The sequence below is a fragment of the Streptomyces californicus genome, from assembly GCF_000717645.1.
Classification (GTDB): Bacteria; Actinomycetota; Actinomycetes; order Streptomycetales; family Streptomycetaceae; genus Streptomyces; species Streptomyces californicus.
The window spans coordinates 56712-80618 of the sequence record NZ_JNZZ01000012.1 but is presented as its reverse complement, the minus strand read 5'-3'; the positions used below and the strand labels follow the sequence as shown (position 1 = coordinate 80618).

At 73.0% G+C, this 23907-nt stretch carries 24 protein-coding genes; 13 read left to right on the top strand and 11 right to left on the bottom strand.

All coding sequences use genetic code 11. The features are described 5' to 3' along the window. Window positions 1-117 precede the first annotated feature (117 nt). Together IF19_RS0117165 and IF19_RS0117160 are read left to right on the top strand one after the other, a co-directional pair. On the top strand, window positions 118-408 hold the full coding sequence (locus IF19_RS0117165; protein WP_030120506.1) for a YiaA/YiaB family inner membrane protein: 291 nt from the start codon (window positions 118-120) through the stop codon (window positions 406-408). 124 nt (window positions 409-532) lie between these two features. Then, window positions 533-1183, top strand: a complete 651-nt coding sequence (locus tag IF19_RS0117160) for a TetR/AcrR family transcriptional regulator (RefSeq protein ID WP_030114203.1) — start codon at window positions 533-535, stop codon at window positions 1181-1183. 9 nt (window positions 1184-1192) lie between these two features. Here IF19_RS0117160 and IF19_RS0117155 read toward each other — a convergent pair whose 3' ends face one another. Next, window positions 1193-1654 carry a MaoC family dehydratase gene (locus IF19_RS0117155; protein ID WP_030114202.1) on the bottom strand — a complete coding sequence of 154 codons (462 nt, stop codon included), beginning with the start codon at window positions 1652-1654 and terminating at the stop codon, window positions 1193-1195. A gap of 115 nt (window positions 1655-1769) precedes the next feature. Here IF19_RS0117155 and soxR point away from each other — a divergent pair, with 115 nt between their 5' ends. Further along, a complete protein-coding gene (gene soxR, locus IF19_RS0117150) occupies window positions 1770-2264 on the top strand; it encodes a redox-sensitive transcriptional activator SoxR (RefSeq protein WP_030276371.1) in 495 nt (164 codons plus the stop codon). 21 nt (window positions 2265-2285) lie between these two features. Here soxR and IF19_RS0117145 read toward each other — a convergent pair whose 3' ends face one another. Continuing rightward, a complete protein-coding gene (locus IF19_RS0117145) occupies window positions 2286-2903 on the bottom strand; it encodes a hypothetical protein (protein WP_030192018.1) in 618 nt (205 codons plus the stop codon). Window positions 2904-3212: 309 nt separating this feature from the next. Here IF19_RS0117145 and IF19_RS0117135 point away from each other — a divergent pair, with 309 nt between their 5' ends. After that, window positions 3213-3695: a GNAT family N-acetyltransferase gene (locus IF19_RS0117135; protein WP_030114199.1), complete on the top strand. Its 483-nt coding sequence runs from the start codon at window positions 3213-3215 to the stop codon at window positions 3693-3695. Between the two features lie 175 nt (window positions 3696-3870). On the opposite strand, the gene IF19_RS0117130 is transcribed toward IF19_RS0117135, so the two are convergent. Further along, entirely contained in the window at window positions 3871-5145 is a 1275-nt protein-coding gene (locus IF19_RS0117130; RefSeq protein WP_030114198.1) for an exo-beta-N-acetylmuramidase NamZ family protein, read from the bottom strand. Window positions 5146-5398: 253 nt separating this feature from the next. On the opposite strand from IF19_RS0117130, the gene IF19_RS0117125 reads away from it, so the two are divergent. From IF19_RS0117125 to IF19_RS0117110, 4 genes are all read left to right on the top strand, one after another. Beyond that, window positions 5399-6169 (top strand): SDR family oxidoreductase, encoded by a 771-nt coding sequence (locus tag IF19_RS0117125; protein ID WP_030114197.1) that lies wholly within the window; start codon window positions 5399-5401, stop codon window positions 6167-6169. Further along, window positions 6166-8091, top strand: coding sequence for an AMP-binding protein (locus IF19_RS0117120; RefSeq protein ID WP_234313200.1), 1926 nt, complete (start codon window positions 6166-6168; stop codon window positions 8089-8091). The genes IF19_RS0117125 and IF19_RS0117120 overlap by 4 nt, the downstream gene beginning before the upstream one ends. Before the next feature lie 49 nt (window positions 8092-8140). Then, entirely contained in the window at window positions 8141-8734 is a 594-nt protein-coding gene (locus IF19_RS0117115; protein ID WP_030114195.1) for a TetR/AcrR family transcriptional regulator, read from the top strand. A gap of 545 nt (window positions 8735-9279) precedes the next feature. Then, window positions 9280-10617, top strand: coding sequence for a M28 family metallopeptidase (locus tag IF19_RS0117110; RefSeq protein WP_030114194.1), 1338 nt, complete (start codon window positions 9280-9282; stop codon window positions 10615-10617). A gap of 103 nt (window positions 10618-10720) precedes the next feature. On the opposite strand, the gene IF19_RS0117105 is transcribed toward IF19_RS0117110, so the two are convergent. Together IF19_RS0117105 and IF19_RS0117100 are read right to left on the bottom strand one after the other, a co-directional pair. Next, window positions 10721-11935, bottom strand: coding sequence for an acyl-CoA dehydrogenase family protein (locus IF19_RS0117105; protein ID WP_030114193.1), 1215 nt, complete (start codon window positions 11933-11935; stop codon window positions 10721-10723). 3 nt (window positions 11936-11938) lie between these two features. Then, window positions 11939-12961: a phosphotransferase family protein gene (locus tag IF19_RS0117100; protein ID WP_030114192.1), complete on the bottom strand. Its 1023-nt coding sequence runs from the start codon at window positions 12959-12961 to the stop codon at window positions 11939-11941. A 340-nt stretch (window positions 12962-13301) separates the two neighbouring features. Between IF19_RS0117100 and IF19_RS0117095 the strand changes: the two genes are divergently transcribed. Beyond that, on the top strand, window positions 13302-14237 hold the full coding sequence (locus IF19_RS0117095) for an NADP-dependent oxidoreductase (protein ID WP_030192001.1): 936 nt from the start codon (window positions 13302-13304) through the stop codon (window positions 14235-14237). A gap of 38 nt (window positions 14238-14275) precedes the next feature. Here the strand turns inward: IF19_RS0117095 and IF19_RS0117090 are convergent, their stop codons facing one another. From IF19_RS0117090 to IF19_RS0117080, 3 genes are all read right to left on the bottom strand, one after another. Then, on the bottom strand, window positions 14276-14587 hold the full coding sequence (locus IF19_RS0117090; RefSeq protein ID WP_030114189.1) for a DUF202 domain-containing protein: 312 nt from the start codon (window positions 14585-14587) through the stop codon (window positions 14276-14278). Then, window positions 14584-14979: a YidH family protein gene (locus tag IF19_RS0117085; protein ID WP_030114188.1), complete on the bottom strand. Its 396-nt coding sequence runs from the start codon at window positions 14977-14979 to the stop codon at window positions 14584-14586. The genes IF19_RS0117090 and IF19_RS0117085 overlap by 4 nt, the downstream gene beginning before the upstream one ends. Window positions 14980-15161: 182 nt before the next feature. After that, window positions 15162-15671: an NUDIX domain-containing protein gene (locus IF19_RS0117080; RefSeq protein ID WP_030114187.1), complete on the bottom strand. Its 510-nt coding sequence runs from the start codon at window positions 15669-15671 to the stop codon at window positions 15162-15164. A gap of 157 nt (window positions 15672-15828) precedes the next feature. On the opposite strand from IF19_RS0117080, the gene IF19_RS0117075 reads away from it, so the two are divergent. Then, complete coding sequence (locus IF19_RS0117075) at window positions 15829-17487, top strand: FAD-binding dehydrogenase (RefSeq protein ID WP_030276369.1); 1659 nt, start codon at window positions 15829-15831, stop codon at window positions 17485-17487. A 166-nt stretch (window positions 17488-17653) separates the two neighbouring features. Here the strand turns inward: IF19_RS0117075 and IF19_RS0117070 are convergent, their stop codons facing one another. After that, window positions 17654-18079 (bottom strand): ASCH domain-containing protein, encoded by a 426-nt coding sequence (locus IF19_RS0117070; protein ID WP_030114185.1) that lies wholly within the window; start codon window positions 18077-18079, stop codon window positions 17654-17656. A gap of 260 nt (window positions 18080-18339) precedes the next feature. On the opposite strand from IF19_RS0117070, the gene IF19_RS0117065 reads away from it, so the two are divergent. Both IF19_RS0117065 and IF19_RS0117060 read left to right on the top strand, forming a co-directional pair. Then, window positions 18340-19320 carry a hypothetical protein gene (locus tag IF19_RS0117065; RefSeq protein ID WP_030114184.1) on the top strand — a complete coding sequence of 327 codons (981 nt, stop codon included), beginning with the start codon at window positions 18340-18342 and terminating at the stop codon, window positions 19318-19320. A gap of 101 nt (window positions 19321-19421) precedes the next feature. Continuing rightward, window positions 19422-20993 carry an APC family permease gene (locus IF19_RS0117060; RefSeq protein WP_030114183.1) on the top strand — a complete coding sequence of 524 codons (1572 nt, stop codon included), beginning with the start codon at window positions 19422-19424 and terminating at the stop codon, window positions 20991-20993. 99 nt (window positions 20994-21092) lie between these two features. On the opposite strand, the gene IF19_RS0117055 is transcribed toward IF19_RS0117060, so the two are convergent. Both IF19_RS0117055 and IF19_RS0117050 read right to left on the bottom strand, forming a co-directional pair. Continuing rightward, on the bottom strand, window positions 21093-22490 hold the full coding sequence (locus IF19_RS0117055) for a GntP family permease (RefSeq protein WP_030114182.1): 1398 nt from the start codon (window positions 22488-22490) through the stop codon (window positions 21093-21095). An 11-nt stretch (window positions 22491-22501) separates the two neighbouring features. Beyond that, window positions 22502-23011 (bottom strand): gluconokinase, encoded by a 510-nt coding sequence (locus IF19_RS0117050; protein WP_030114181.1) that lies wholly within the window; start codon window positions 23009-23011, stop codon window positions 22502-22504. A gap of 150 nt (window positions 23012-23161) precedes the next feature. Between IF19_RS0117050 and IF19_RS0117045 the strand changes: the two genes are divergently transcribed. Continuing rightward, entirely contained in the window at window positions 23162-23863 is a 702-nt protein-coding gene (locus IF19_RS0117045) for a FadR/GntR family transcriptional regulator (RefSeq protein WP_030114180.1), read from the top strand. Window positions 23864-23907: the final 44 nt, after the last annotated feature.

Below are 23907 nucleotides of genomic sequence, written 5' to 3'. Positions count from 1 at the left end.
CCGCCGGTCCCGTTCTCCCGCCCGGCGCCCGCGCCGCGTTTCGCACGGATGTCTGAGTAGCCGGTCTGAGTAGGCGCGCGGATGTGGCGTGCGCCACGTCGGCGGGATGCTCGGCCCATGAGCGACACGAACTCCGTCAAGCAGCAGAGCACCGCCGCCTTCTACGGCCAGGCCGTCGCCTCCTTCATGGTGGCGATCGGCGCGGTGGCCCTCGGGATCTTCTTCCTCGACGCCGACGCCTGGGTGCGCGGCTTCCTCGCCATCGGGGTGCTCTACCTCGTCACGTCCTGCTTCACGCTGGCCAAGGTGATCCGGGACCGCCAGGAGGCCGGGCAGATCGTCAACCGGGTCGACCAGGCCCGGCTGGAGAAGATCCTCGCCGACCACGACCCCTTCCAGAAGCTCTGACCCGGCGGGACGCCGGGGCCGCCCTCCCGGCGGTGTTCGGCGGACCGGCGCCGGACACCGCCTAAGCGCTTGCTCAGGTTCGGGGTATGGTGTTCGTCCTGTTGACGGAGAGGGGCCCTGGGCGATGAGTGCGGCGGAGGAGACGACCGGCGAGGACGCGCCGTGGGGCGAGGTCACTCCCGAGGCGGCCAGGCGGCTCCTCGTCGCCGCCGTGGACGCCTTCGCCGAGCGCGGGTACCACGCCACCACCACCCGGGACATCGCCGGACGGGCCGGGATGAGCCCCGCCGCCCTCTACATCCACTACAAGACGAAGGAAGAGCTGCTCCACCGGATCAGCAAGCTCGGCCACGAGCGGGCGCTGTCCGTCCTGGAGGCGGAGGCGGACCGGGAGGGCGCGGCCGCCGACCGGCTCGCCGGGGCCGTCCGCTCCTTCGTCCGCTGGCACGCCGAGCGGCACACCACCGCCCGGGTCGTCCAGTACGAGCTGGACGCGCTGGGCGAGGAGCACCGCACCGAGATCGTCGCCCTGCGGCGCAGGAGCGACGCGGTGGTCCGCCGGATCATCGGCGAAGGCGTGCGGGACGGCGAGTTCGACGTTCCCGACGTGCCGGGCACCACGCTCGCCGTGCTGTCCCTCTGCATCGACGTCGCCCGCTGGTTCAACGCCCGGGGCAGCCGTACGCCCGACGAGGTCGGCGAACTGTACGCCGGTCTCGTCCTGCGTATGGTCGGGGCCCGGCGCCCGCCGCGGGAGCCCGGCGCCGCCCGGTAGCGGCGCGGCTCAGAAGTAGTAGCGGGAGACCGATTCGGCCACGCAGGCCGGCTTCTCGCCGCCCTCGCGCTCGACGGTGACGACCGCCGTGACCTGCACGCCGCCGCCCGTCTCCTCGACCTCGCGGAGCACCGCCGTGGCGCGCAGCCGGGAGCCGACCGGGACGGTCGAGGGGAAACGGACCTTGTTGGTTCCGTAGTTGATGCCCATCTTCATGCCCTCGACCCGCATCACCTGCGGCACCAGCGCGGGCAGCAGCGACAGCGTCAGATAGCCGTGCGCGATGGTCGTTCCGAACGGGCCGTCCTTCGCCCGCTCCGGGTCCACGTGGATCCACTGGTGGTCGCCGGTCGCCTCGGCGAACCGGTCGATCCTCTCCTGCTCGATCTCCAGCCAGTCGCTGTGGCCGAGCTGCTCGCCCACCCCGTCCCGCAGCTCCTGCGCGGACGTGAAGATCCTCGGTTCTGCCATGTTCCCGGTTCCTGCCTTCCGGCTCGGCGCACCATCCGGCGCGATGTCTAAGCGCTTGCTCAGCATCGTCGGGCGGCGCGGTCCTTGTCAACGACGAGGAAGTAGGTTGGGGGACGTGCCCCAGATCCCGCAGTCACTCCACGAACTCTCGGTCGGCCAGCTCTCGGCGCGCAGTGGCGCCGCCGTCTCCGCCCTGCACTTCTACGAGTCCAAGGGCCTGATCAGCTCCACCCGCACCAGTGGCAACCAGCGCCGCTACTCGCGAGACGCACTGCGCCGCGTCGCCTTCGTCCGGGCGGCGCAGCGCGTCGGGATTCCGCTGGCCACGATCCGCGACGCGCTCGCGGAACTGCCCGAGGAGCGCACGCCGAACCGCGCGGACTGGGCGCGCCTCTCCGAGATCTGGCGCGGCGAACTGGACGAGCGCATCACGCAGTTGCACCGGTTGCGCGACCACCTGACCGACTGCATCGGCTGCGGCTGCCTGTCGCTGGAGACCTGTGTCCTCTCCAACCCCGACGACGTCAACGGCGAGAAGATGACCGGCTCCCGCCTCATGCCCGAGCGCGCGCGGCTGCCCGGGCCCGAGCAGCCGACCGGGCAGCCGTAGCCCGGCGGGGCGCCGGCGCTCTCACGCCGCCGCGACCGTGGTCCGCTTCCGGTGGCGGGGCAGCCGTGCGCGGGCCAACGTGCGGTCGGTCAGGGCGGGTTGCGGCAGGGCGATCCCGCAGCCCGTGCAGACCGGGCCCGCCCACGGCTCGTCGCCCCGCTCCTGCCGCCACTCGATCCCGGTCCCCGCGCAGACGGGGCAGGCGGAGCCGGGGTCCGAGCCGAGGGCCGCGATCAGCCGGCGCAGCACCTCGGCGAGCGGCTCGCTGGGATGCACCTCCGGGTCCGTGCAGCGGGCCACCCCGTGGCCGCCCCAGGTGCGTCGGTGCCAGTCGTCGAACGCGCCGGGCCGCCGCAGCCCCGCGTGCTTCTCGCGCCGCCGCCGCTCGGCGAACCGCGCCTCGTACGCGAGCCAGACGGCCCGCGCCTCCTCCAGTTCGTCCAGCGCGCTGATCAGCCGCGCCGGATCGGGGGCCCGGTCCTCGGGATCGATCCCGTGCCGGGCGCACAGATGGTCCCAGGTCGCCCGGTGCCCGTACGGGGCGAACCTCTCCAGACACTTGCGCAGGGAGTACCGCCGCAGGGCGAGGTCGCCCAGCGGATCGCGGACCTGTCTCGCGAGACTCCGGAAACCGGCCATGTCACCGCCACCTCCGTCGTTCGTCCTTGGACGTCAGGGAATGGACGTACGCCTGCCCGTTTCGGCTCCATCGAAAGATGAAATCCGTCCATTGGCCGAGACTCCTCATGCCGGACCGGGTTCCGTACGGCGTGACGGGCGGCGGTGAAGCGGCGCACGCGCGGGGCGTGCACGGCTCGCGCGCTGCCCGGATCGCGGTCCGCGCCCTCGGCCTCCGCGCGGGCGTCGGAGCGGACCGTGCGGTCGCGTCTCCCCGCTGACCAGGGAATTCAGTGGTGGCACCGGTGTGCGATGAGGTTGTGTGACCTCATGACAACAGGATCCCTCCGCCTCGAAGCGGTCACCCCCGACACGGTGCTCGAAGCCTGTCGGCTGGACGTCGCGCCGGAGCAGCGGAAGTTCGTCTCGCCGGTGGCGCAGTCGCTGGCCGAGGCGTATGTGCACCCCGATACCGCCTGGCCCCGGCTGATCCGGGACGGCGACCGCGTCGTGGGCTTCGTGATGGCCTTCTTCGACGTGCGGTTCGACTTCGACGCCGGAGTGCCGGACGCACCGCTCCGCTCCGGCCTGTGGCGGCTGGCCGTCGCCGCGGGCGAGCAGGGCCGGGGGTACGGGCGGTTCGCGGTGGAGGCGGTGAACGACGAGATCCGGCGGCGCGGGGGAACGGTCTCGACCGTGACCTGGCACCTCGGGGAGGGCGGACCGGAGGAGTTCTACCTCCGCCTCGGCTACCGCAAGCGCGGTCTCACCGAGGACGGCGAGGCCCTCGGCGACCTGGACCTGACCGGCTGAGCGACCGGCTGAGCGCGCCAGGCGTACAACCGGGGGCGCCCGTGTTTCGCGGGCCCGGCGCGCCCGAGCCGTGAGCACGGCCGGGGGTCGCCCGTGCTGCGCGGGACCGGCCCGGCCGCCGACGCGTCCGGGCCCGAGCGCGCCCGGACGGTCCCGGCCGCCCGGTGAGCCCGCGCTACCCCCCGTACCGCAGATACTTCCGCCGCTTCGCCCGGAACGCCGACAGGTCCCGCTGCCACGCCCGTACCACCGCGTCGGTGTCCGCGCCCGCGTCGATCATCGTGCGGACCCGGGTGTTGCCGGTGAGCTTGTCGATCCAGTTGTCCGGCCGCCAGGCGAAACCGCTCCACGTCTGCTTCGCCGTGACGAGCAGGGCGATCCCGGTGCGGACCGGGTCGAACACCTCCCGGTCGTGCACGTGCACCTGCACCCCGCCCACCGTCTTCCCCGCGAACTTGGAGAAGGTCGGCGCGAAGTACGCCTCGCGGAAGGCCACCCCCGGCAGCCGCAGCGCGTTGGCGGCGGCCGCCCACCGGTGGTTGATGCCCTCCGCGCCCAGCAGTTCGAAGGGGCGCGTGGTGCCCCGGCCCTCGGAGAGGTTCGTGCCCTCGAAGAGGCAGGTGCCGGGGTAGACGACCGCGGTTTCGGGCGTCGGCATGTTCGGGCTCGGCGGCACCCAGGGCAGCCCGGTGGCGTCGAAGAAGTCCGAGCGCCGCCACCCCGACATCGTCACCACGTCCAGCCGCGCTGGACGCTCGTGGAAGAACTCCGCGTTGAAGAACAGCGCCAGCTCCGCCACCGTCATCCCGTGCGCCTGGGCGATCTCCCGGCGGCCGACGAACGTGCCGAACGCCGGGTCCAGCACTGGCCCCAGCGCCTCCCGCCCGGTCACCGGGTTCGGCCGGTCCAGCACGACGACGCGCTTGCCCGCGAGCGCGGCCGCCTCCAGGCAGTCGTAGAGCGTCCAGATGTACGTGTAGAAGCGCGCGCCCGCGTCCTGGATGTCGAAGAGGACCGTGTCCACGCCCGAGGCGGTGAACACGTCGGCCAGGTCCTGCCCGTTCTTGAGGTACGTGTCGTAGACCGGCAGCCCGGTCGCCGGGTCGTCGTAGCGCCCCTCGGAGCCGCCCGCCTGCGCGGTGCCCCGGAAACCGTGCTCCGGGCCGAACACGGCCGTCAGCTCCACCCGGGGGTCCGGATGCATGACGTCCACGATGTGCCGTACGTCGGCGGTGATCCCGGTCGGGTTGGTGACGATCCCGACCTTCTGGCCCCGCAGCATCCGGTAGCCGTCGGCCGCCAGCCGGTCGAAGCCGGTGCGCACCCGGCCGCGTCCGGGGCCGTGGCCGTGCGCGGGCGAGGCCGTCGCGGAACCGGTGCCGGCCGCCGTCGCCGCCAGGGCTCCCACCGCGCCTCCCGCGGCCAGCACACCACGTCGGGACAGGCTCATTCCGCTACCTCCATGATCGTGCCGACTGTCATGGCCACGCACGCTAGCGCGGGCCGACGCCGCGCGGAACGACCCGTGCGCCACGGATTCCCCGCGCCGGACAGCGGGACGGACGACGGGGCGCCGCCCGGTCCGCCGTCCGCCGGGGCGGAGCCCGCTGCCCGGACCGTGTCGTTCCTCACGGGCCGCCCGGCCCTTCCCGGATGACATACCGACTGGTTAGTCTGCCGGTGCGACCGGACGGAGAGGCGGGATGACGATGGGTACGGTGCAGGGCGTCGGCGTGGTGGTCACCGGGGCCGGAGGCGGCATCGGCGCCGCGCTGGCCCGCAGGTTCGCCGCGGAGGGAGCGCGGGTCGTCGTCAACGACCTGGACGCCGCGCGGATCGAACCGCTCGCGGAGGATATCGGCGGCTTCGCCGTCGCCGGGGACGCCTCGGGCATCGTGGACGCGGCTCGCGAGGCGCTCGACGGCACGGTGGACGTCTACTGCGCCAACGCGGGCCTCGCCTCGCCCGGCGACGCGTTCGCCGACGAGGAGGTCTGGGCCGCCGCCTGGGACGTCAATGTGATGGCCCACGTCCGCGCGGCCAGAGCGCTCCTGCCGGACTGGCTGGAGCGCGGCGGCGGGCGGTTCGTCACCACCGCCTCCGCCGCCGGGCTGCTGACGATGATCGGCGCGGCCCCCTACAGCGTCACCAAGCACGGGGCGGTCGCCTTCGCGGAGTGGCTCTCGCTCACCTACCGCCACCGGGGGATCAAGGTCCACGCGATCTGCCCGCAGGGCGTGCGGACGGACATGCTCACCGCCGCCGGCGCGGCGGGCGAGCTGGTCCTCGCCCCCGGGGCGATCGAGCCGGACGCCGTCGCGGACGCGCTGTTCGCGGCGATGGACGAGGACCGCTTCCTGGTCCTGCCCCACCCGGAGGTGGCCGGCTACTACCGGGCGCGTGCCACCGACCCCGACCGGTGGATGGGCGGCATGAACAAGCTCCAGCAGAAGTGGGAGGCGAGCGGAGCATGAGCGACCCGACGACCCCCGGCGCCCCGTCGCCCGGCGCACCCGCGTCCGGCGGCCACGGCACCGCACAAGGCCACGGCAGCGTGTCCGGCACCGCACAAGACCACAGCAGCGTGTCCGGCGGCCACGGCGGCGCACAAGGCCACGGCACCGCACAAGAGGCCCCGGCCTCCGGCCGCGCCACCACGCCAGGCGCTCCGGCCCCCGGCCGCGCCACCGCACCCGACGCCCCGGTCTCCGACGCCGCCTCCGGCCTCCCCGCCGGATCGATCTACGCCGCCCGGCCCTGGCTGGCCCTCCTCAGCGAGGCCCAGCGCGCCCCCGTCACCCCGCCCCCGAGCGTGCTCCACTCCTGGCGGGCCGCCGTGGAGCGGGCCCCGGACCGCACCGCCCTCGCCTACTTCGACGGCCGTCTCAGCTACCGCGAGACCGACGAACTGTCCGACTCGGTGGCCGGCCACCTCGTCGCCCGGGGGCTGCGGCGCGGCGACCGGGTCGCGATCATGCTCCAGAACAGCCCGCACTTCGTCCTCGCGCTGCTCGGCGCGTGGAAGGCGGGCGCCACGGCCGTCCCGCTCAACCCGATGTACAAGTCCGGCGAGGTCGCCCACGTCCTCGCCGACGCCGGGGTCACCGCGCTGATCTGCTCGGACCGGGCGTGGGACACGTATCTGCGGGAGACGGCCGCCGCCGCCCCGGGCCTCCGTATCGCGCTCACCGCGTGCGAGCGCGACCTCCAGAGCGTGGACGACCCCCGCGTCCTCGGTTTCGAACGGCTCCCCGCCCCCGGTCCCGACGACCTCGCGGACGACCTGCTGACCGCCGCCCGCGCCGGCCTCCCCGCCCCGGCGGACCCGCTCCTCACCGCCGCCGACACCGCGCTGATCAGCTACACCTCCGGGACCAGCGGCGCGCCCAAGGGCGCGATGAACGCCCACGGCAACATCACGGTCAACGCCGAACGCCAGCGCGCCGGCCACCCCGTCGCCGAGGGCTCCGCCTACTTCGCGCTCGCCCCGCTCTTCCACATCACCGGCATGGTCTGCCAGTTCGCCGCCTGCGTCGCCAACGCGGGCACCCTCGTCCTGGCCTACCGCTTCGAGGCGGGCGTCGTCCTGGAGGCGTTCGCCGCCCACCGACCCGCCTACACCGTCGGCCCGTCCACCGCGTTCATGGCGCTGGCCGCCCACCCGGACGCCACCCCCGGACACTTCGCCTCGTTCCGGGTGATCTCCTCCGGCGGCGCGCCCCTGCCGCCCGCGCTGGTGGAGAAGTTCCGCGCGGGCTTCGGCCCGTACCTCCGCAACGGCTACGGGCTCACCGAGTGCACCGCCCCCTGCGCCTCCGTCCCGCCCGAGCGCGAGGCCCCCGTGGACCCGGTGTCCGGCACCCTCTCGGTCGGCGTCCCCGGCCCCGACACCGTCGTCCGCATCCTCGACGAGGAGGGGCGGGAGGCGCCCTTCGGAGAGCTGGGCGAGATCGCGGTGCGCGGCCCCCAGGTCGTGTCCGGCTACTGGAACCTCCCCGAGGCCACCGCCGCCGCCTTCCCCGACGGCGAGCTGCGCACCGGCGACATCGGGTTCATGGACGCGGCGGGCTGGCTGTACGTCGTGGACCGCAAGAAGGACATGATCAACGCGTCCGGGTTCAAGGTGTGGCCCCGCGAGGTCGAGGACGTCCTCCACACCCACCCGGCGGTGCGGGAGGCGGCCGTCGTCGGCGTGCCCGACGCCTACCGGGGCGAGACGGTCCGGGCCTACGTGAGCCTGCGGCCGGGGGCCTCGGTGGAGCCCGGCGAGCTGAGCGCGTACTGCGAGGAACGGCTCGCCGTGTACAAGTATCCGCGCGAGGTCGAGATCCTGACCGAGCTGCCGAAGACGGCGAGTGGGAAGATCCTCAGGCGGGAACTGCGTTCCCCCCGTTAGAACAGCGTCGAAATCGCGCACGCACGGTACGAAAGGAAGGTGGCGGCTCATGTCCAAGGCGACGGACCAGAACGGCACTCCCGTCCCCCAGAGACTGCTGGCCGCCGCCACCCGGCTCTTCGCCGAGCGCGGGTACGACCGCACCTCGGTCCAGGAGATCGTCGAGGCGGCAGGCGTCACCAAGGGGGCGCTCTACCACTACTTCGGCTCCAAGGAGGATCTGCTCCAGGAGGTCTACGCCCGGGTGCTGCGGCTCCAGCAGGAGCGCCTGGACGCCTTCGCGAACGCCGAGGCCCCGGTCGAGGAGCGGCTGCGCGACGCGGCGGCGGACGTGGTGGTCACAACGATCGACAACCTGGACGACGCCTCGATCTTCTTCCGCTCCATGCACCACCTGAGCCCCGAGAAGAACAAGCAGGTACGGGTCGAGCGCCGCCGCTACCACGAGCGCTTCCGGGCCCTGATCGAAGAGGGCCAGCGCAGCGGGGTGTTCTCCTCGGCCACCCCCGCCGACCTGGTCGTCGACTACCACTTCGGCTCGGTCCACCACCTCTCCACCTGGTACCGCCCGGACGGCCCGCTCAGCCGCCAGGAGGTCGCCGACCACCTCGCGGACCTGCTGCTGCGGGCCCTGCGCCCATAGGAGGCCCCGCGCCGCCGGTACGGGACGGGGGCCCGGGCCTCCGTTGGCCCGCTCCGCCCGACGGGGTGAGGCTGGAAGCATGACGTATGTCCCGCCTCCCCACGAGAGACCAGGACGCACGGACGCGGGCCCGGCCGCCGGCGCGGGCCCTGCGGCTCCCGCCGTCCCGCACGTGAGACCGCCCGCCGGTCCGGAGGTGACGGCGCCCCTCGTCCCCGGGGCGACCGCGCCCGCCGTCCCGCACGTGGAGCCGCACGCCGTCCCGCTCATGAGACCGCCCGCCGGTCCGGCTGCCAGGCCGCCCGTCGGCACGCCGCCGAGGCCGCCCGTCGGCACGGTCGCCACCCTGTTCGTTAATAGAACGGTTCTGTCCGGTTTCCGCTCTTGACGGAGCACGGTCATTTCCTTGAGCATCGGTCACGCATTGCGCACCTACCGGGCCCCGCTTCTCCGGGGCCCACGCTCCAGGACCCGGCCGGATCACCACGCGGCCGGGGACCCCCCGCACGTTCCGTCAGTCCCCAACGGAATCCGGAGCCCGTCCCATGAGACCGAACCGCTTCACCCTGCGCAGATCCCCGGCGGCCGTCGCGGCCGTGGCCCTGACCGTCGCCCTCGGCGCCGGCGCCCCGGCCGCCCAGGCCACCGGGGCCGCCGCACCGGCGAAGGCCGCGGCCGCCGCCCCCGACATCCCCGTGGCCAACGTCAAGGCCCACCTGTCGCAGTTCTCGACGATCGCCGCGAACAACGGCGGCAACCGCGCCCACGGCCGTCCCGGCTACAAGGCGTCCGTGGACTACGTGAAGGCCAAGCTCGACGCGGCCGGATACACCACCACGCTCCAGCAGTTCACCTCCAACGGCGCCACCGGCTACAACCTGATAGCCGACTGGCCCGGCGGCGACCCCAACAAGGTCCTGATGGCCGGGGCCCACCTCGACTCGGTCTCCTCCGGCGCCGGGATCAACGACAACGGCTCCGGCTCGGCCGGCGTCCTGGAGACCGCCCTCGCCGTCTCCCGCGCCCAGTACCAGCCCGACAAGCACCTGCGGTTCGCCTGGTGGGGCGCGGAGGAGCTGGGCCTGGTCGGCTCGAAGTACTACGTCAACAACCTGCCGTCCGCGGACCGTTCCAAGCTCGCGGGCTACCTCAACTTCGACATGATCGGCTCGCCCAACCCCGGTTACTTCGTCTATGACGACGACCCGGTCATCGAGAAGACCTTCAAGGACTACTTCGCGGGCATCTCGGTCCCGACCGAGATCGAGACCGAGGGCGACGGCCGCTCCGACCACGCCCCGTTCAAGAACGTCGGCGTCCCCGTCGGCGGCCTCTTCACCGGCGCCGGCTACACCAAGTCCGCCGCCCAGGCGCAGAAGTGGGGCGGCACGGCCGGGCAGGCGTTCGACCGCTGCTACCACTCGTCCTGCGACAGTCTGAGCAACATCAACGACACCGCCCTGGACCGCAACAGCGACGCCGCCGCCCACGCGATCTGGACCCTGTCCGCCGGCTCCACCGGCGAACCGCCCACCGGCACCGTCTTCTCCAACGACGCCGACGTCACCATCCCGGACGCCGGGGCGGCCGTGACCTCGTCCATCGCCGTCACCGGCCGGAGCGGCAACGCGCCGGCCGCGCTCAAGGTCGACGTCGACATCAAGCACACCTACCGGGGCGACCTGGTCGTCGACCTGCTCGCCCCGGACGGCACCGCGTACCGGCTGAAGAACTCCAGCAGCGGGGACTCGGCCGACAACGTCATCGCGACCTACACGGTCAACGCCTCCAGTGAGGTGGCCAACGGGACCTGGAAGCTCCGCGTCCAGGACATCGCCCGCCAGGACACCGGCTACATCGACGCCTGGAAGCTCACCTTCTGACCGTCGCGCCCCACCGGCCCCCGGGCCCGTCCGCCGGTCTCCGGCGACACCGCCGCGGCCCCCTCCCGACGAGCACCTCGGGAGGGGGCCGCACCGCCGTCCGTCACCCGTACCGCTTGATCTCCCGCCGGGCCAGCGACCGCTGGTGCACCTCGTCGGGGCCGTCCGCCAGCCGCAGCGTCCGCGCCGAGGCCCACAGCTCCGCCAGCGGGAAGTCCTGGCTGACCCCGCCCGCGCCGTACAACTGCACCGCCGAGTCCAGGATGTCCACCACCGCGCGCGGGGTGGCGATCTTGATCGCCTGGATCTCCGTGTGCGCGCCCTTGTTGCCCACGGTGTCCATCAGCCAGGCCGTCTTCAGCACCAGCAGCCGCAACTGCTCCACGGTGACCCGGGCGTCCGCGATCCAGTTCTGCACGACGCCCTGAGCGGCCAGCGGCTTGCCGAACGCCGTACGCGCCACCGCCCGCCGGCACATCAGCTCGATGGCCCGCTCCGCCATCCCGATCAGCCGCATGCAGTGGTGGATGCGTCCCGGGCCCAGCCGCGCCTGCGCGATGGCGAATCCGCCGCCCTCCTCGCCGACCAGGTTCGCCGCGGGGACCCGCACGTCGTGGAAGACCACCTCGGCGTGGCCGCCGTGCGAGTGGTCCTCGTATCCGTACACCCGCATCGCACGCCGCACCTCGACGCCCGGGGTGTCGCGGGGGACTAGGATCATCGACTGCTGGCGGCGGATGTCCTCGCCGTCCGGGTCGGTCTTGCCCATCACGATGAAGACCGCGCAGTCCGGGTTCATCGCCCCGGAGATGTACCACTTCCGCCCGTTGACGACGTAGTCCTCGCCGTCCCGGATCATCCGCGTCTCGATGTTCGTCGCGTCCGACGACGCCACGTCCGGCTCCGTCATCGCGAACGCCGAACGGATCTCCCCGGCGAGCAGCGGCTCCAGCCACCGCTTCCTCTGCTCCTCGGTCCCGAACTGGGAGAGCACCTCCATGTTCCCGGTGTCGGGGGCGGCGCAGTTCGTCGCGGTCGGCGCGAGGTGCGGGGAGCGGCCGGTGATCTCGGCGAGCGGGGCGTACTGGAGGTTCGTCAGCCCCGCCCCGTACGCCGCGTCCGGCAGGAAGAGGTTCCACAGCCCCTGCCGGCGCGCCTCGGCCTTCAGCTCCCCGACGACCGCGGGCGTGTCCCACGGGGAGGCGAGCCGGGCCCGCTGCTCCTCGGCGACCGGCTCGGCCGGATACACGTGCTCGTCCATGAACGCGAGGAGCCTGCCCCGCAGTTCCTCGGTACGGGCGTCGAATGCGAAGTCCATGGGTCAGCCTTCCTGGAGGGTGGTGCGGCCGTGCTCGATGAAGACGGGGACGAGGTCGCCGATCCTGTCGAAGCCCGCGCCGACGGTCTGGCCGAGCGTGTAGCGGTAGTGGATGCCCTCCAGGATCACGGCGAGCTTGAACCACGCGAACGCGGTGTACCAGGAGATGGCGGAGGTGTCCCGGCCGGACCGGGCCGCGTAGCGCTCGATCAGCTCGGCGGGGGAGGGGTGGCCGGGGGCGCCGCTGGTGGTGGAGACCGGGGACTCCGGCAGCCCGAGGTCGGAGCTGTACATCACGAGCAGGCCGAGGTCGGTCAGCGGGTCGCCGAGCGTGGACATCTCCCAGTCCAGGACGGCCCTGATCCGTTCGTCCGGGCCGAGCAGCACGTTGTCCAGCCGGTAGTCGCCGTGGACGACGGTGGGCGCGGGGGAGGCGGGCAGGGAGCGGCCGAGGTCGGCGTGGAGCTCGTCGACGCCCGCCAGGTCGCGGTTGCGGGAGGCGTCGAGCTGCTTGCCCCACCGGCGCAACTGCCGCTCCAGGAAGCCCTCGGGCCGGCCGAAGTCCCCGAGGCCGACCGCTCCCGGATCCACGGCGTGCAGGTCGACCAGGGTGTCGACGAGTCCGAGGACCGCCGCCCGGGTGCGCTCGGGGCCCAGCGGGGCGAGCTGCTCGGCGGTGCGGTACGGGACGCCCTCGACGTACTCCATCACGTAGAACGGCGCGCCGAGCACCGCGTCGTCCTCGCAGAGCAGCAGCGGCTCCGGAACGGGCACGGCGGTGGGGTGCAGCCCGCTGATCACGCGGTACTCGCGCGCCATGTCGTGCGCGGTGGCCAGCACATGGCCGAGCGGCGGCCTGCGCACCACCCACTGCCCCGTCCCGTCGCCGACGACGTACGTCAGGTTCGAGCGGCCGCCCTCGATCAGCCGCGCGTGGAGGGGTCCGCTCACCAGTCCCGGCCGCTCGCGGTCGAGACGGGCCCGCAGCGACTCCGGGTCGAGACCTGGCGGGGGGACTGGGCTCATGGTGCGTACCTCCGGGCGGTGGGGCGTGGGCGTGTCCGAAGGATCAGGACCCGATCGGGGTCCGTCGGGCACGCCCGGGGCGGGACGGTCGGAGACCATGATGCCGACCAGTCGGTATGTCGTCCAGTGTCTCTCCCGATCCGATCGCTCCGGCTCCGGCGTCCGACCGGGGTAGCGGATCCGAACCCGCGCGCGTCCGGCGGGGTAGCGGATCCGAACCCGCGCGCGTCCGGCGGGGGAGCGGATCTGGACCCGCGCGCGTCCGGCGGCCCCGCGGCGGCCGTTCCGCTTCGCCCCGCCCTGAGTTGCGGCGGCCCGGCCCTGCGCGGAAGGTCGAGGGATGAAGGCGATCAGCTACAGCGCGTACGGCTCCGCGGACGTCCTGGAGTACGGCGAGCGGCCCGACCCCACGGTCGGCCCGGACAGCGTCCTCGTGAAGGTGCGGGCCGCCGCCGTCAACCCGGTCGACTGGAAGGCCCGCGAGGGCTATCTGCAGAAGGCGCTCGACGCCGTCTTCCCGGTGATCCCGGGCTGGGACGTCTCCGGCGTCGTCGTGCAGCCGGGCGTCGCCGTGGACGAGTTCGCGGTGGGCGACGAGGTCATCGGCTATGTACGGGAGGACTTCCTCTCCCGGGGTACGTTCGCCCAGTACGTCGCCGCCCCCGTGCGCACCCTGGCCCGCAAGCCCCTCAGCCTCAGCTTCGAGGAGGCGGCCGGTCTGCCACTGGCCGGGCTGACCGCGTACCAGGTGCTGCACCGCACCCTGAAGATCCGCGAGGGCGACGCCGTCCTGGTCCACGCGGCGGCCGGCGGGGTCGGATCGCTCGCCGTCCAGATCGCCCGGCACACCGGCTGCCGGGTCGTCGGCACCGCGAGCCCCCGCAACCACGACCACCTGCGCAGCCTCGGCGCGGAACCGGTGGAGTACGGCGAGGGCCTCGTCGAACGCCTTCGGGAGCTGGTCCCCGAAGGCTTCGACGCCTCCTTCGACACGGTCGGCGGCGACGCCCTGCGGGCCTCCGCCGACACTCTCGCCCCGGACGGCCGGCTCGCCTCCGTCGCGGACGAGGAGGTCTTCTCCTACGGCGGCCGCTACGCCTTCGTACGCCCCGACGCGCACGACCTGGCCAAGGTCGCGGAGCTGGCCGAGCGGGGCATCGTCACCGTCCACGTGGACCGGGTGTTCCCGCTGGAGGAGGCGGCCGAGGCGTACCGGCTCAACCAGGAGGGGCGGACCCGCGGCAAGATCGTGGTGACGGTGGACTGGGACGACTGAGGGACGGGGAAGCCCGCCCGCAGGGCGGCGTCACGTCCTCAGAACAGCATCGCCGCCGCGAACGCCGCCAGCGCCACCGTGCACAGCGCCGCCGTCAGCGCGCCGCGCGGCGCCAGCGCCGGGGGGCGGGCCGTCCCGAGCGCCACCACCCGGCGGTGGGCCACCAGCAGGAAGCCCAGCCAGGCGAGCGTGCTCAGCGCCACCGCGACCAGCGCCCCCGGCGTCGCCCCGCTGTGCAGAGCCTGCCGTACGGCCAGCAGCGCGACGACCGTGGCGGAGAGCGTCGTCCGCCGCCACGCCAGCCGCGTCCGCTCGGGCTGCAGCCCGGGGTCCCGCACCGCGGCCGTCACCCGCTCTCCCAGCCGAAGAGGACCACCACCACCATCGCCACGGCCACCACGGCGACCACGAGGCTCAGCAGCGTCGGGAACCGGGACACCGGCAGATCCTCGCCCCGCCGCATCGCCCGCTCGCACCGCACCCAGTGGTTGACCGCGCGCAGCGCGCAGAGCACCCCGGCGGCCAGCAGCCCGAGCGCCAGACCGGCCCGTACGCCCCACGCCAGATCCGGCAGGAACTGGTCCACCGCGAATCCGCCGCCGATCAGGGCCAGCGCCGTACGGACCCAGGCCAGGAACGTCCGCTCGTTGGCCAGCGAGAACCGGTAGTCCGGGGTGTTCCCTTCCTCCCGCACCCGCTGAGGCGCGAACCACAGCCGTACGCTCTGCGCGATCTTGTTCACACGTGAAACCCTAGGCGCTGCCGAATGAACGAGCCCGACCAGGGCCGATCGCATCCGATCAGGCCGGCCGAGATCGGGCCGCGACGACCGCGCCGGGCCCCGCCGGGACAACGGGGCCGGGGCGGCCGCGCCGGGAGGTCCGAGCCGGGACGACTGGGCCCGCACACCCCGCGCCGGGCCCGTCACGCCGGACGCGACTCCCGCAGCCGCCGGTACGCCTCCAGCCCGTCCGGCACCCACGGCCACTCCCCGAGCCGCCGCTCCACCTCCGCCTCGTCCAGGAACGCGTGCCAGGCGACCTCCTCCACCTGCGGCGAGACCGGAAGATCGCAGCGGACCCGGTAGACCGCCGACCACCAGGTGTGCGCGCCGTCCGCGTAGAGGAACCGGAACAGCGGCTCCGGCCGGGGCAGCCCCGTGACCCCCAGCTCCTCCTCCGCCTCACGCAGCGCCGCCTCGTCGTACGACTCGCCCGCGCCCACGACACCGCCGACGAACATGTCGTAGTGCGAGGGGAAGACCAGCTTCGTGTCCGTGCGGCGGTGGACGAAGAGCCTGCCCTCCGCGTCGCGCGCCTCGATGAACACGCACCGGTGCCGCAGCCCCCGCGCGGTCGCCTCACCGCGCGGAGCCTGCCCGACGACCACGTCGTTCTCGTCGACGATGTCCAGGATCTCGTCTGAGGGGTTCATGCACCTCATCCAACCGCACCCGGCCGGGAGGTTGACGTGGCCCCGGCGGATACCCAAGATCTGACGCACGGGTAACTTGAACGTTTCGCCGACCCCGCGCGGCCGGCCGTGCCCACCCGTCCCGCTCCCCCCGAGCCTCCCCGACAGGATGGAAACCATGGCGTACGACGCTGATGTGATCGTGATCGGGGCGGGACTCGCCGGGCTCGTGGCCACCGCCGAACTGGCCGACGCCGGACGCTCCGTGATCCTCCTCGACCAGGAGCCCGAACAGGCCCTCGGCGGCCAGGCGCACTGGTCCTTCGGCGGCCTCTTCCTCGTCGACTCGCCCGAACAGCGCCGGATGCGGATCAAGGACAGCCGCGAACTGGCCCTCCAGGACTGGTACGGCACGGCGGGCTTCGACCGCGAGGACGAGGATCGCTGGCCGAGGAAGTGGGCCGAGGCGTACGTCGACTTCGCCGCCGGCGAGAAGCGCTCCTGGCTGCACCAGCAGGGGCTGCGCATCTTCCCCGTCGTCGGCTGGGCCGAACGCGGCGGCTACGACGCGACCGGCCACGGCAACTCCGTACCCCGCTTCCACATCACCTGGGGCACCGGCCCCGGCGTCGTCGCCCCCTTCGAGCGGAGGGTGCGCGAGGGCGTCGCCAAGGGGCTCGTCCAGCTCCGCTTCCGCCACCGCGTCACCGGACTCTCCCGCACCGCCGGGGCGCTCGACACGGTCACCGGCGAGGTGCTGGAGCCCAGCGCGGCCGAGCGCGGCACCGCGAGCAGCCGGGAGGTCGCCGGAGCCTTCGAGCTCAAGGCCCAGGCGGTGATCGTCACCTCCGGCGGCATCGGCGGCAACCACGACCTGGTCCGCGCCCAGTGGCCGGAGCGGCTGGGCACCCCGCCCGAGAAGATGCTCTCCGGGGTCCCGGCGCACGTGGACGGCCTGATGCTCGGCATCGCCGAGAAGGCGGGCGCGCACCACATCAACCGCGACCGGATGTGGCACTACACCGAGGGCATCGAGAACTGGAACCCGATCTGGGCCCGGCACGGCATCCGCATCCTCCCCGGCCCCTCGTCCCTCTGGCTGGACGCGCGCGGCAAGCGGCTGCCGGTCCCGCTCTTCCCCGGGTTCGACACGCTCGGCACCCTCGAACACATCATGGGCTCGGGCCACGGCTACACCTGGTTCGTGCTCAACCAGCGCATCATCGGCAAGGAGTTCGCCCTCTCCGGCTCCGAACAGAACCCGGACCTCACCGGCAAGTCGGTCCGCGACGTGATCGGCCGGGCCCGCGTGGACGTACCCGCTCCGGTCAAGGCGTTCATGGACCGCGGGGCCGACTTCGTCGTGGAGAAGGACCTCGGCGCGCTGGTGCGGGGCATGAACGCGATCACCGGCGAGGGGCTCATCGACGAGGCGGGCCTGCGCCGCGAGATCACCGCCCGCGACCGCGAGATCGTCAACCCCTTCACCAAGGACCTCCAGGTCACCGCGATCAACGGGGCCCGCGCCTACCTGGGCGACCGCCTCATCCGGACCGTGAAGCCGCACCGCATCCTGGACCCGGCGGCGGGCCCGCTGATCGCCGTCCGCCTCAACATCCTCACCCGCAAGTCGCTCGGCGGGCTGGAGACGGACCTGTCCTCCCGGGTCCTGACCGCCGAGGGCGCCCCGCTCCCTGGGCTGTACGCGGCGGGCGAGGCGGCGGGCTTCGGCGGCGGCGGGGTCCACGGCTACCGCTCGCTGGAGGGCACGTTCCTGGGCGGCTGCGTCTTCTCGGGCCGCGCGGCGGGCCGGGCGGCGGCGGAAGCGACGGCGTAGCGGCGGATTTCCGGAGCCGGATTCCGCCGCTCGTACGGCAGGGGCTCGCGGGCCCCGCCCCGGGAGCGCCCTGCGTCGCTGGAGTGCCGCCGCCCCCGGGAGTGCCGCCCCGGCAGCCCTCCGGCTCGGGAGCGCCGCCGCCCCGCGGACGTACCCGGACCCCCGGTCACTCCCACCGCTCGACCACCCGGAACCGCTCCGCGACGATCAGCGTCCCGTCGTCCACGGTGAACGACGGGTCGCCCAGCGCCTCCCGCATCTCCTCGCTGTGCCAGAACCGCTCGTGCCCCGCCCGCCATTCGGCCACCGAGGCGTACCCCTCGCCCTCGTCCAGCGCGTGCCGCAGGTCCACGGCCCCCAGTGGCAGCACCCGTACGTCCGTCACCTCGACCACCGCCACCTCCCGCCCCTCCGAGTCGATGAGTGCCGAGCGTTCGCCGACCGGCGGCAGTTCCTCCTGTTCCAGCTCGTACTCGCACAGCAGCCCGGTGGTGGACACCTTCTCCCCGGAGAGCACGGCCGCCACCAGCCGGTCCCGCAACGGTCCGGGAAAGGCGAGAAGGTAGGGCTTCAGGGGTTCGCGTGGCTCCATGCGACCAGTGTGGCACTCGGTGCGGCCGCCCTCCGGGCGGCGGTGGCGGTGGCGGTTCGACGACAGGCCCTCGGAGGCGTTCTCCGGCCCCACGCCCCGGGCGCCGCCGGGCCGTTTTTCCCGCCCATTCGACCGGAACCGGCCAACTGGCATACCTATATGAGCAGTTGGCGGCCAACGCCTCTTGACTGAGAGCGCGACCGCCCGCTTTGCTGTGCGCGATCATCCGCTCGCACACCGCATCGAAAGAAGCCCGCGGCATGCCCCCGCCCCCGCCGCCTCCGCCGCCCCTGGGCCGCTCCCGTCGCCGGGGCAGCCGCCCGGACACCGCCTTCGACCCGGCGCTCGACGACGGCGAACTCATCACCGTACGCGGCCGGTTCGCCCGGGGCAGGTGGTCCGAGGCCCGCACCCTGCTGGTGGGCACCGGGCGGGACTGGGACCGCCGCGCACACCGGCTGCTGGCCCTCGCCGAGGTCCCCTCCGCCGCCGACTGGGCGGGCGACTGGCTGCTCGTCGAACCCGAGAGCGCCGACGCGGCCGTCCTCCTCGGCTGCGCCCGGGTGGTCCGCGCCCTGCGCCCCGGGGCGACGCCGCGCGACGCCGCCCACGCCCGCGAGGGGTGCCTGGCCGCCGCCCGCCTGGCCCCCGAGGACCCCACCCCCTGGCTGGCGCTCCTCCTGCTGGACCGGGGGAGCGACGACGGCCGGGACGAGACGGGCAGGCTCTTCGAGGAGGTGCGCTCCCGCCACCCGGACCACCACCACGCCCACCACGTGATGACCGCCCTGCTGGCGGAGAGCAGCCCCGAGAGCGGTCACGACCCGCTCCACGAGGTGTACGACTTCGCCGCCTGGGCCGCCGAACTGGCGCCCGCCGACTCCCCGTTGGCGGTTCTCCCGGTGATCGCCCACGCCGAGCGCTACCGCGTCCTGGTCGCCGCGGGCATCGAGTCGGCCGACCCGGCCGTCTCCGAGCACTGGACCGGACGCCGGGCCCGCCAGGTGATGAAGGCCGCCTTCGACTGGTGGCTGGAGTGGGAGCACGACGACCATCCGCGCCACCGCGTCGACCTGAACTTCCTGGCACACGCCAAGGTCCGCGAGGGCCGGACCGCCGAGGCCGCCGCCCTCTTCCACCGCATCGGCGACCACGCCACCGCCGCGCCCTGGTCGTACGCCGGCGGTGAGCCCCACGCCGCGTTCACCGCCGCGCGCTCCTACGCGCTCGGCACCCCGTGAAACGCGCTCCGGAACCCGCCGCCTCCTGAGAGACGCGCCCCCGCGCCGTACGAAGAGCACCACCCCACCGGCTCCACCACGAAGGAAGGGACCACCCCGCCATGTCGACCGGCAGCTCATTCTCCAGCGAGACCGACGCCCCCGGGAGGGCTGCCGGCACCGGTGGGATCAACACCTACAAGGGCGAGGAACGCGCCCTGCGGGCCGGCCGGCTCGGCACCCCCGGGCTTCTGCTGTCGGTGGTCGCGGCCAGCGCCCCCCTGATGGTGGTCGCCGGGGTGATGCCCACGGTCTTCGGCGTGATGGGCATCGTCGGCCAGCCGCTGCTCTACATCATCCTGGGCGCCGTGCTGATGCTGTTCAGCGTCGGCTACGCGGAGATGAGCCGGCACGTCCACAACGCGGGCGCGTTCTACGCCTACATCGCCCGGGGGCTCGGCCCGACCGCCGGCGCCGGGGCCTCGCTCGTGGCGCTGGTGGCGTACAGCGCGATGCAGGTCGGCATCTACGGCATCCTCGGCTTCGAGGTCTCCGGGATCTTCGCCGCCTACCTCGACATCGAGCTCGCGTGGTGGATCCCGGCCCTGGCCTCGGCGGCGGTCGTCGGCGTCCTCGGCTGGCTCAAGATCGACCTCAACGCCAAGGTGCTCGGCGTCCTCCTGGTCATCGAGTGCGCCCTCGTCGTCATCTTCGACATCGCCGCCGTGGGCAAGCCGGGCCCCGAGGGCCTGTCGCTGCACGCCTTCAACCCCGAGACGCTCGCCGGCGCCGGGCTCGGCACCGCGCTCTGCTTCTGCGTCGCCGCGTTCGTCGGCTTCGAGCAGGCCCCGGTGTACGCCGAGGAGACCAGCCGCCCGCAGGTCGTGGTCTCCCGGGTGATGTTCCTCGCCGTCGGCTACGCCGCGCTGTTCCTGGCGATCAGCTCCTGGGCCCTGACCGTGGCCGCCGGACCCGGCTCCATCGCCGACACCTCCCTCAAGGAGGGCCCCGGCATGCTGTTCGGCCTCACCGAGGAGCGGCTCGGCTCCACCTTCACCGACGTGCTGCACATCCTCTTCGTCACCGGGATGTTCGCGGCGCTCCTCAGCTTCCACAACGTGGTGGCCCGCTACGCCTTCGCGATGGGCCGCGAGGGGCTGCTGCCCGCCCGCTTCGGCCGTACCAACCGGGCGAGCGGCGCCCCCGGCACCGGCTCGCTGCTCCAGACCGCGGTCTCCGTCGTGGTCATCGCGGCGTTCGCGTTCACCGACGACAACCCGGTCGGCGACCCCACCGCCCCCGTCCTGCGGCTCTTCACCTGGATGGGCAACGTCGGCGCGCTCGGCGTCATCCTGCTGATGGCCGCCGCCTCCTTCGCCGTCATCGCCTTCTTCGTCAAGCGCGGGGCGGGCCGCGCGCAGGCCCCGCGCCTGGTCGCCTCCGCCCTCGCCGGACTCGCGCTCCTGGCGATCGCCGTCTTCACCGTCCGCGACTTCGACGTCCTCGTCGGTTCGGGCCCCGGATCGGCGCTCACCTGGCTGCTGCCCGGCGTGATCGTCCTCGCGCTCGTCGGCGGCCTGGTGTACGGAGCGGTGCTGCGCTCGGTCAGGCCCGGGACGCACGCCCGGATCGGCCTCGGCAACGAGGCGTTCCGGCTGGAGAGGGCCGCCGAGAGCGAGGCGTCCCGCCGCTGACCCCTCGCAGCCGGACGCGCGAACGCCCGCCCCGGACCGGGGCGGGCGTTCAGCTGTCAGCCGTACGGACGGCGTTCGCGTATCGGCGTACGGACCTGGCTACAGCAGCAGCGAGAGCAGCAGGATGAACGCCATCGCCACCACGGAGATGATCGTCTCCATGACGGACCAGGTCTTCACCGTCTGGCCCACGTTCATGCCGAAGTACTCCTTCACCAGCCAGAACCCGGCGTCGTTCACATGGCTGAAGAAGAGCGAACCGGCGCCGACCGCCAGCACCAGCAGCGCCGCGTGCGAGGTCGACATGTCGGCGGCCAGCGGGGCGACCAGACCGGCGGCCGAGATGGTGGCGACCGTGGCCGAGCCGGTGGCAAGGCGGATCGCGACGGCGATCAGCCAGCCGAGCAGCAGGGCGGGGATCGACCAGTTCTCGGAGAAGTCCAGGATCATCTGGCCCACCCCGGCGTCGATCAGCGTCTGCTTGAAGCCGCCGCCCGCGCCGACGATCAGCAGGATCCCGGCGATCGGGGCGAGGGACTTCTCCACCGTGCCGGCGAGCCGGCCCTTGGTGAAGCCGGCGGCCCGGCCGAGCGTGAACATCCCGACCAGGACGGCCGCGAGCAGCGCGATCAGCGGCGAACCGATGACCATGGTGACCTTCTGCAGGCCGTTGGCCGGGTCGTCCACCACGATCTCGACGAGCGCGTTGAGCAGCATCAGGAAGACCGGCAGCAGGATCGTCGCCAGGGTCGCCCCGAAGCTCGGACGGCGGTCCAGCTCCTCGGAGGGCCGCTGCGGGATCATGTTCTCCGGCGGCTTGATGTCCACCCAGCGCGCGGCGTAGCGGGAGAAGACCGGACCGGCGATGATCACCGTCGGGACGGCGACCAGCACACCGAGGGCCAGCGTCACGCCGAGGTTGGCGTCCAGCGCGTCGATCGCGACCAGCGGGCCGGGGTGCGGAGGGATCAGCCCGTGCATCACCGAGAGACCGGCCAGCGCGGGGATGCCGATCCGCATCAGGGAGTAGTTCCCGCGCTTGGCGACCAGCAGCACGACCGGGATCATCAGCACGATCCCGACCTCGAAGAACAGCGGCAGCCCGATGATCGAGGCGATCAGGACCATGGCCCAGGGCATCGCCCGGCCGCTCGCCTTCGCCAGGATCGTGTCGACGACCTGGTCGGCGCCGCCCGAGTCCGCGAGCAGCTTGCCGAGGATCGCGCCGAGCGCGATGAGGACGCCCACGCCGGCCACGGTGGAGCCGAGGCCCGCGGTGAAGCTGGCGATCGTGTCCGCCGGGGCCGCGCCCGCGAAGGAGCCGAGCGCCAGCGAACCGATGGTCAGCGCCAGGAAGGCGTGCATCTTGAGCTTGGTGATCAGGAGAACGATGACGGCGATGCCCGCCAGAACGGCGATGCCCAACTGAGCGTTGCCTGCCGAGGTGATCGGTTCGGCGGCGTCCGCTGCCAGCATCTCGACGCTGAGACTGGTCACGGTGAAGGTCCTTAGCTGTCGAGCCGGCGCAGTGCCGCGACGGCTCGCTGGGTGATTTCCGTAGGGGTGCCGGACACGTCGACGCTCACTCCGGCCTCGTCGGCCCGGAGCGGCTGGAGCGTCGCGAACTGCGAGTCGAGGAGCGCGGTCGGCATGAAGTGGCCCTTGCGGTCCGCCATCCGCTCCTCGATCAGCTCCCGGTCACCGGTCAGATGCAGGAAGACGGCGTCGGGCGCCCCCTCCCGCAGCCGGTCCCGGTAGGCCCGCTTGAGCGCGGAGCTGGAGACGACCCCGCCGAGCCCGGCCCGGCCGTGCGCCCACTCACCGATGGCGTCTAGCCAGGGCCACCGGTCGTCGTCGTCCAGGGGGGTGCCGGCCGACATCTTGGCGATGTTCGCCGGGGGATGGAAGTCGTCGCCCTCGGCGTACGGAACGCCGAGCTCGGCGGCGAGCAGCGGACCGATCGTGGTCTTGCCGGTTCCTGCTACGCCCATCACCACGACGACGTGGGGGGTGCTCATGGGGGGTGCGGTGTTCATGGGGGTGTCTCGCTGTCTTCTTCGACATCGGTCCGTCGCGCTACTGAAACCTATTAGGTACGACTTATTCAAGAGCCTGTGACGTAAACGTCGTACTTATTATTCTCGTCGGCCGCCGTTTAGGCTTGCTCCATGACCACACAGAGCCAGGGGCTGCATACGCATGTGCTGGAAACCCTGGGTCTGGAGATCTCCTCCGGCCAGTGCCCGCCCGGCAGCGTGCTGCGCACCGACGAGCTGGCCCGGCGCTTCGACGTCTCCCGCACGGTCATCCGCGAAGTGGTCCGGGTCCTGGAGTCGATGCACCTGGTCGAGTCCCGCCGCCGCGTCGGCGTGACCGTCCGCCCCGCCGCGACCTGGAACGTCTACGACCCCCAGGTCATCCGCTGGCGCCTGGCCGGCGCCGACCGCCCCCGCCAGCTCCGCTCCCTCACCGTGCTGCGCTCCGCCATCGAGCCGGTCGCCGCCTCCCTCGCCGCCCGCCACGCCACCGCCGAGCAGTGCGCCGAGCTGACCGAGCGCGCCCTCGGCATGGTCGCCACCTCACGCGGCCAGCAACTGGAGGGCTACCTCGAACACGACATCGCCTTCCACCGCGTCGTCCTCAACGCCTCCGGCAACGAGATGTTCGCCCGCCTCGGGGACGTCGTGGCGGAGGTCCTGGCGGGCCGCACCCACCACCAGGTGATGTTCGAGGACCCCGACCCGGCCGCCGTCACCCTCCACGTACGCCTCGCCGAAGCCGTCCGCGAGGGGGACCCGGAGGCCGCCGAGCGGATCACCAAGGAGATCGCGGTGGGCGCCCTGCACGAACTGGACGTGCTCGCTCCGTAGCGCGCCCGCCAAGGCGTACGGTGGTCCGCGATCGATCTTCGCGA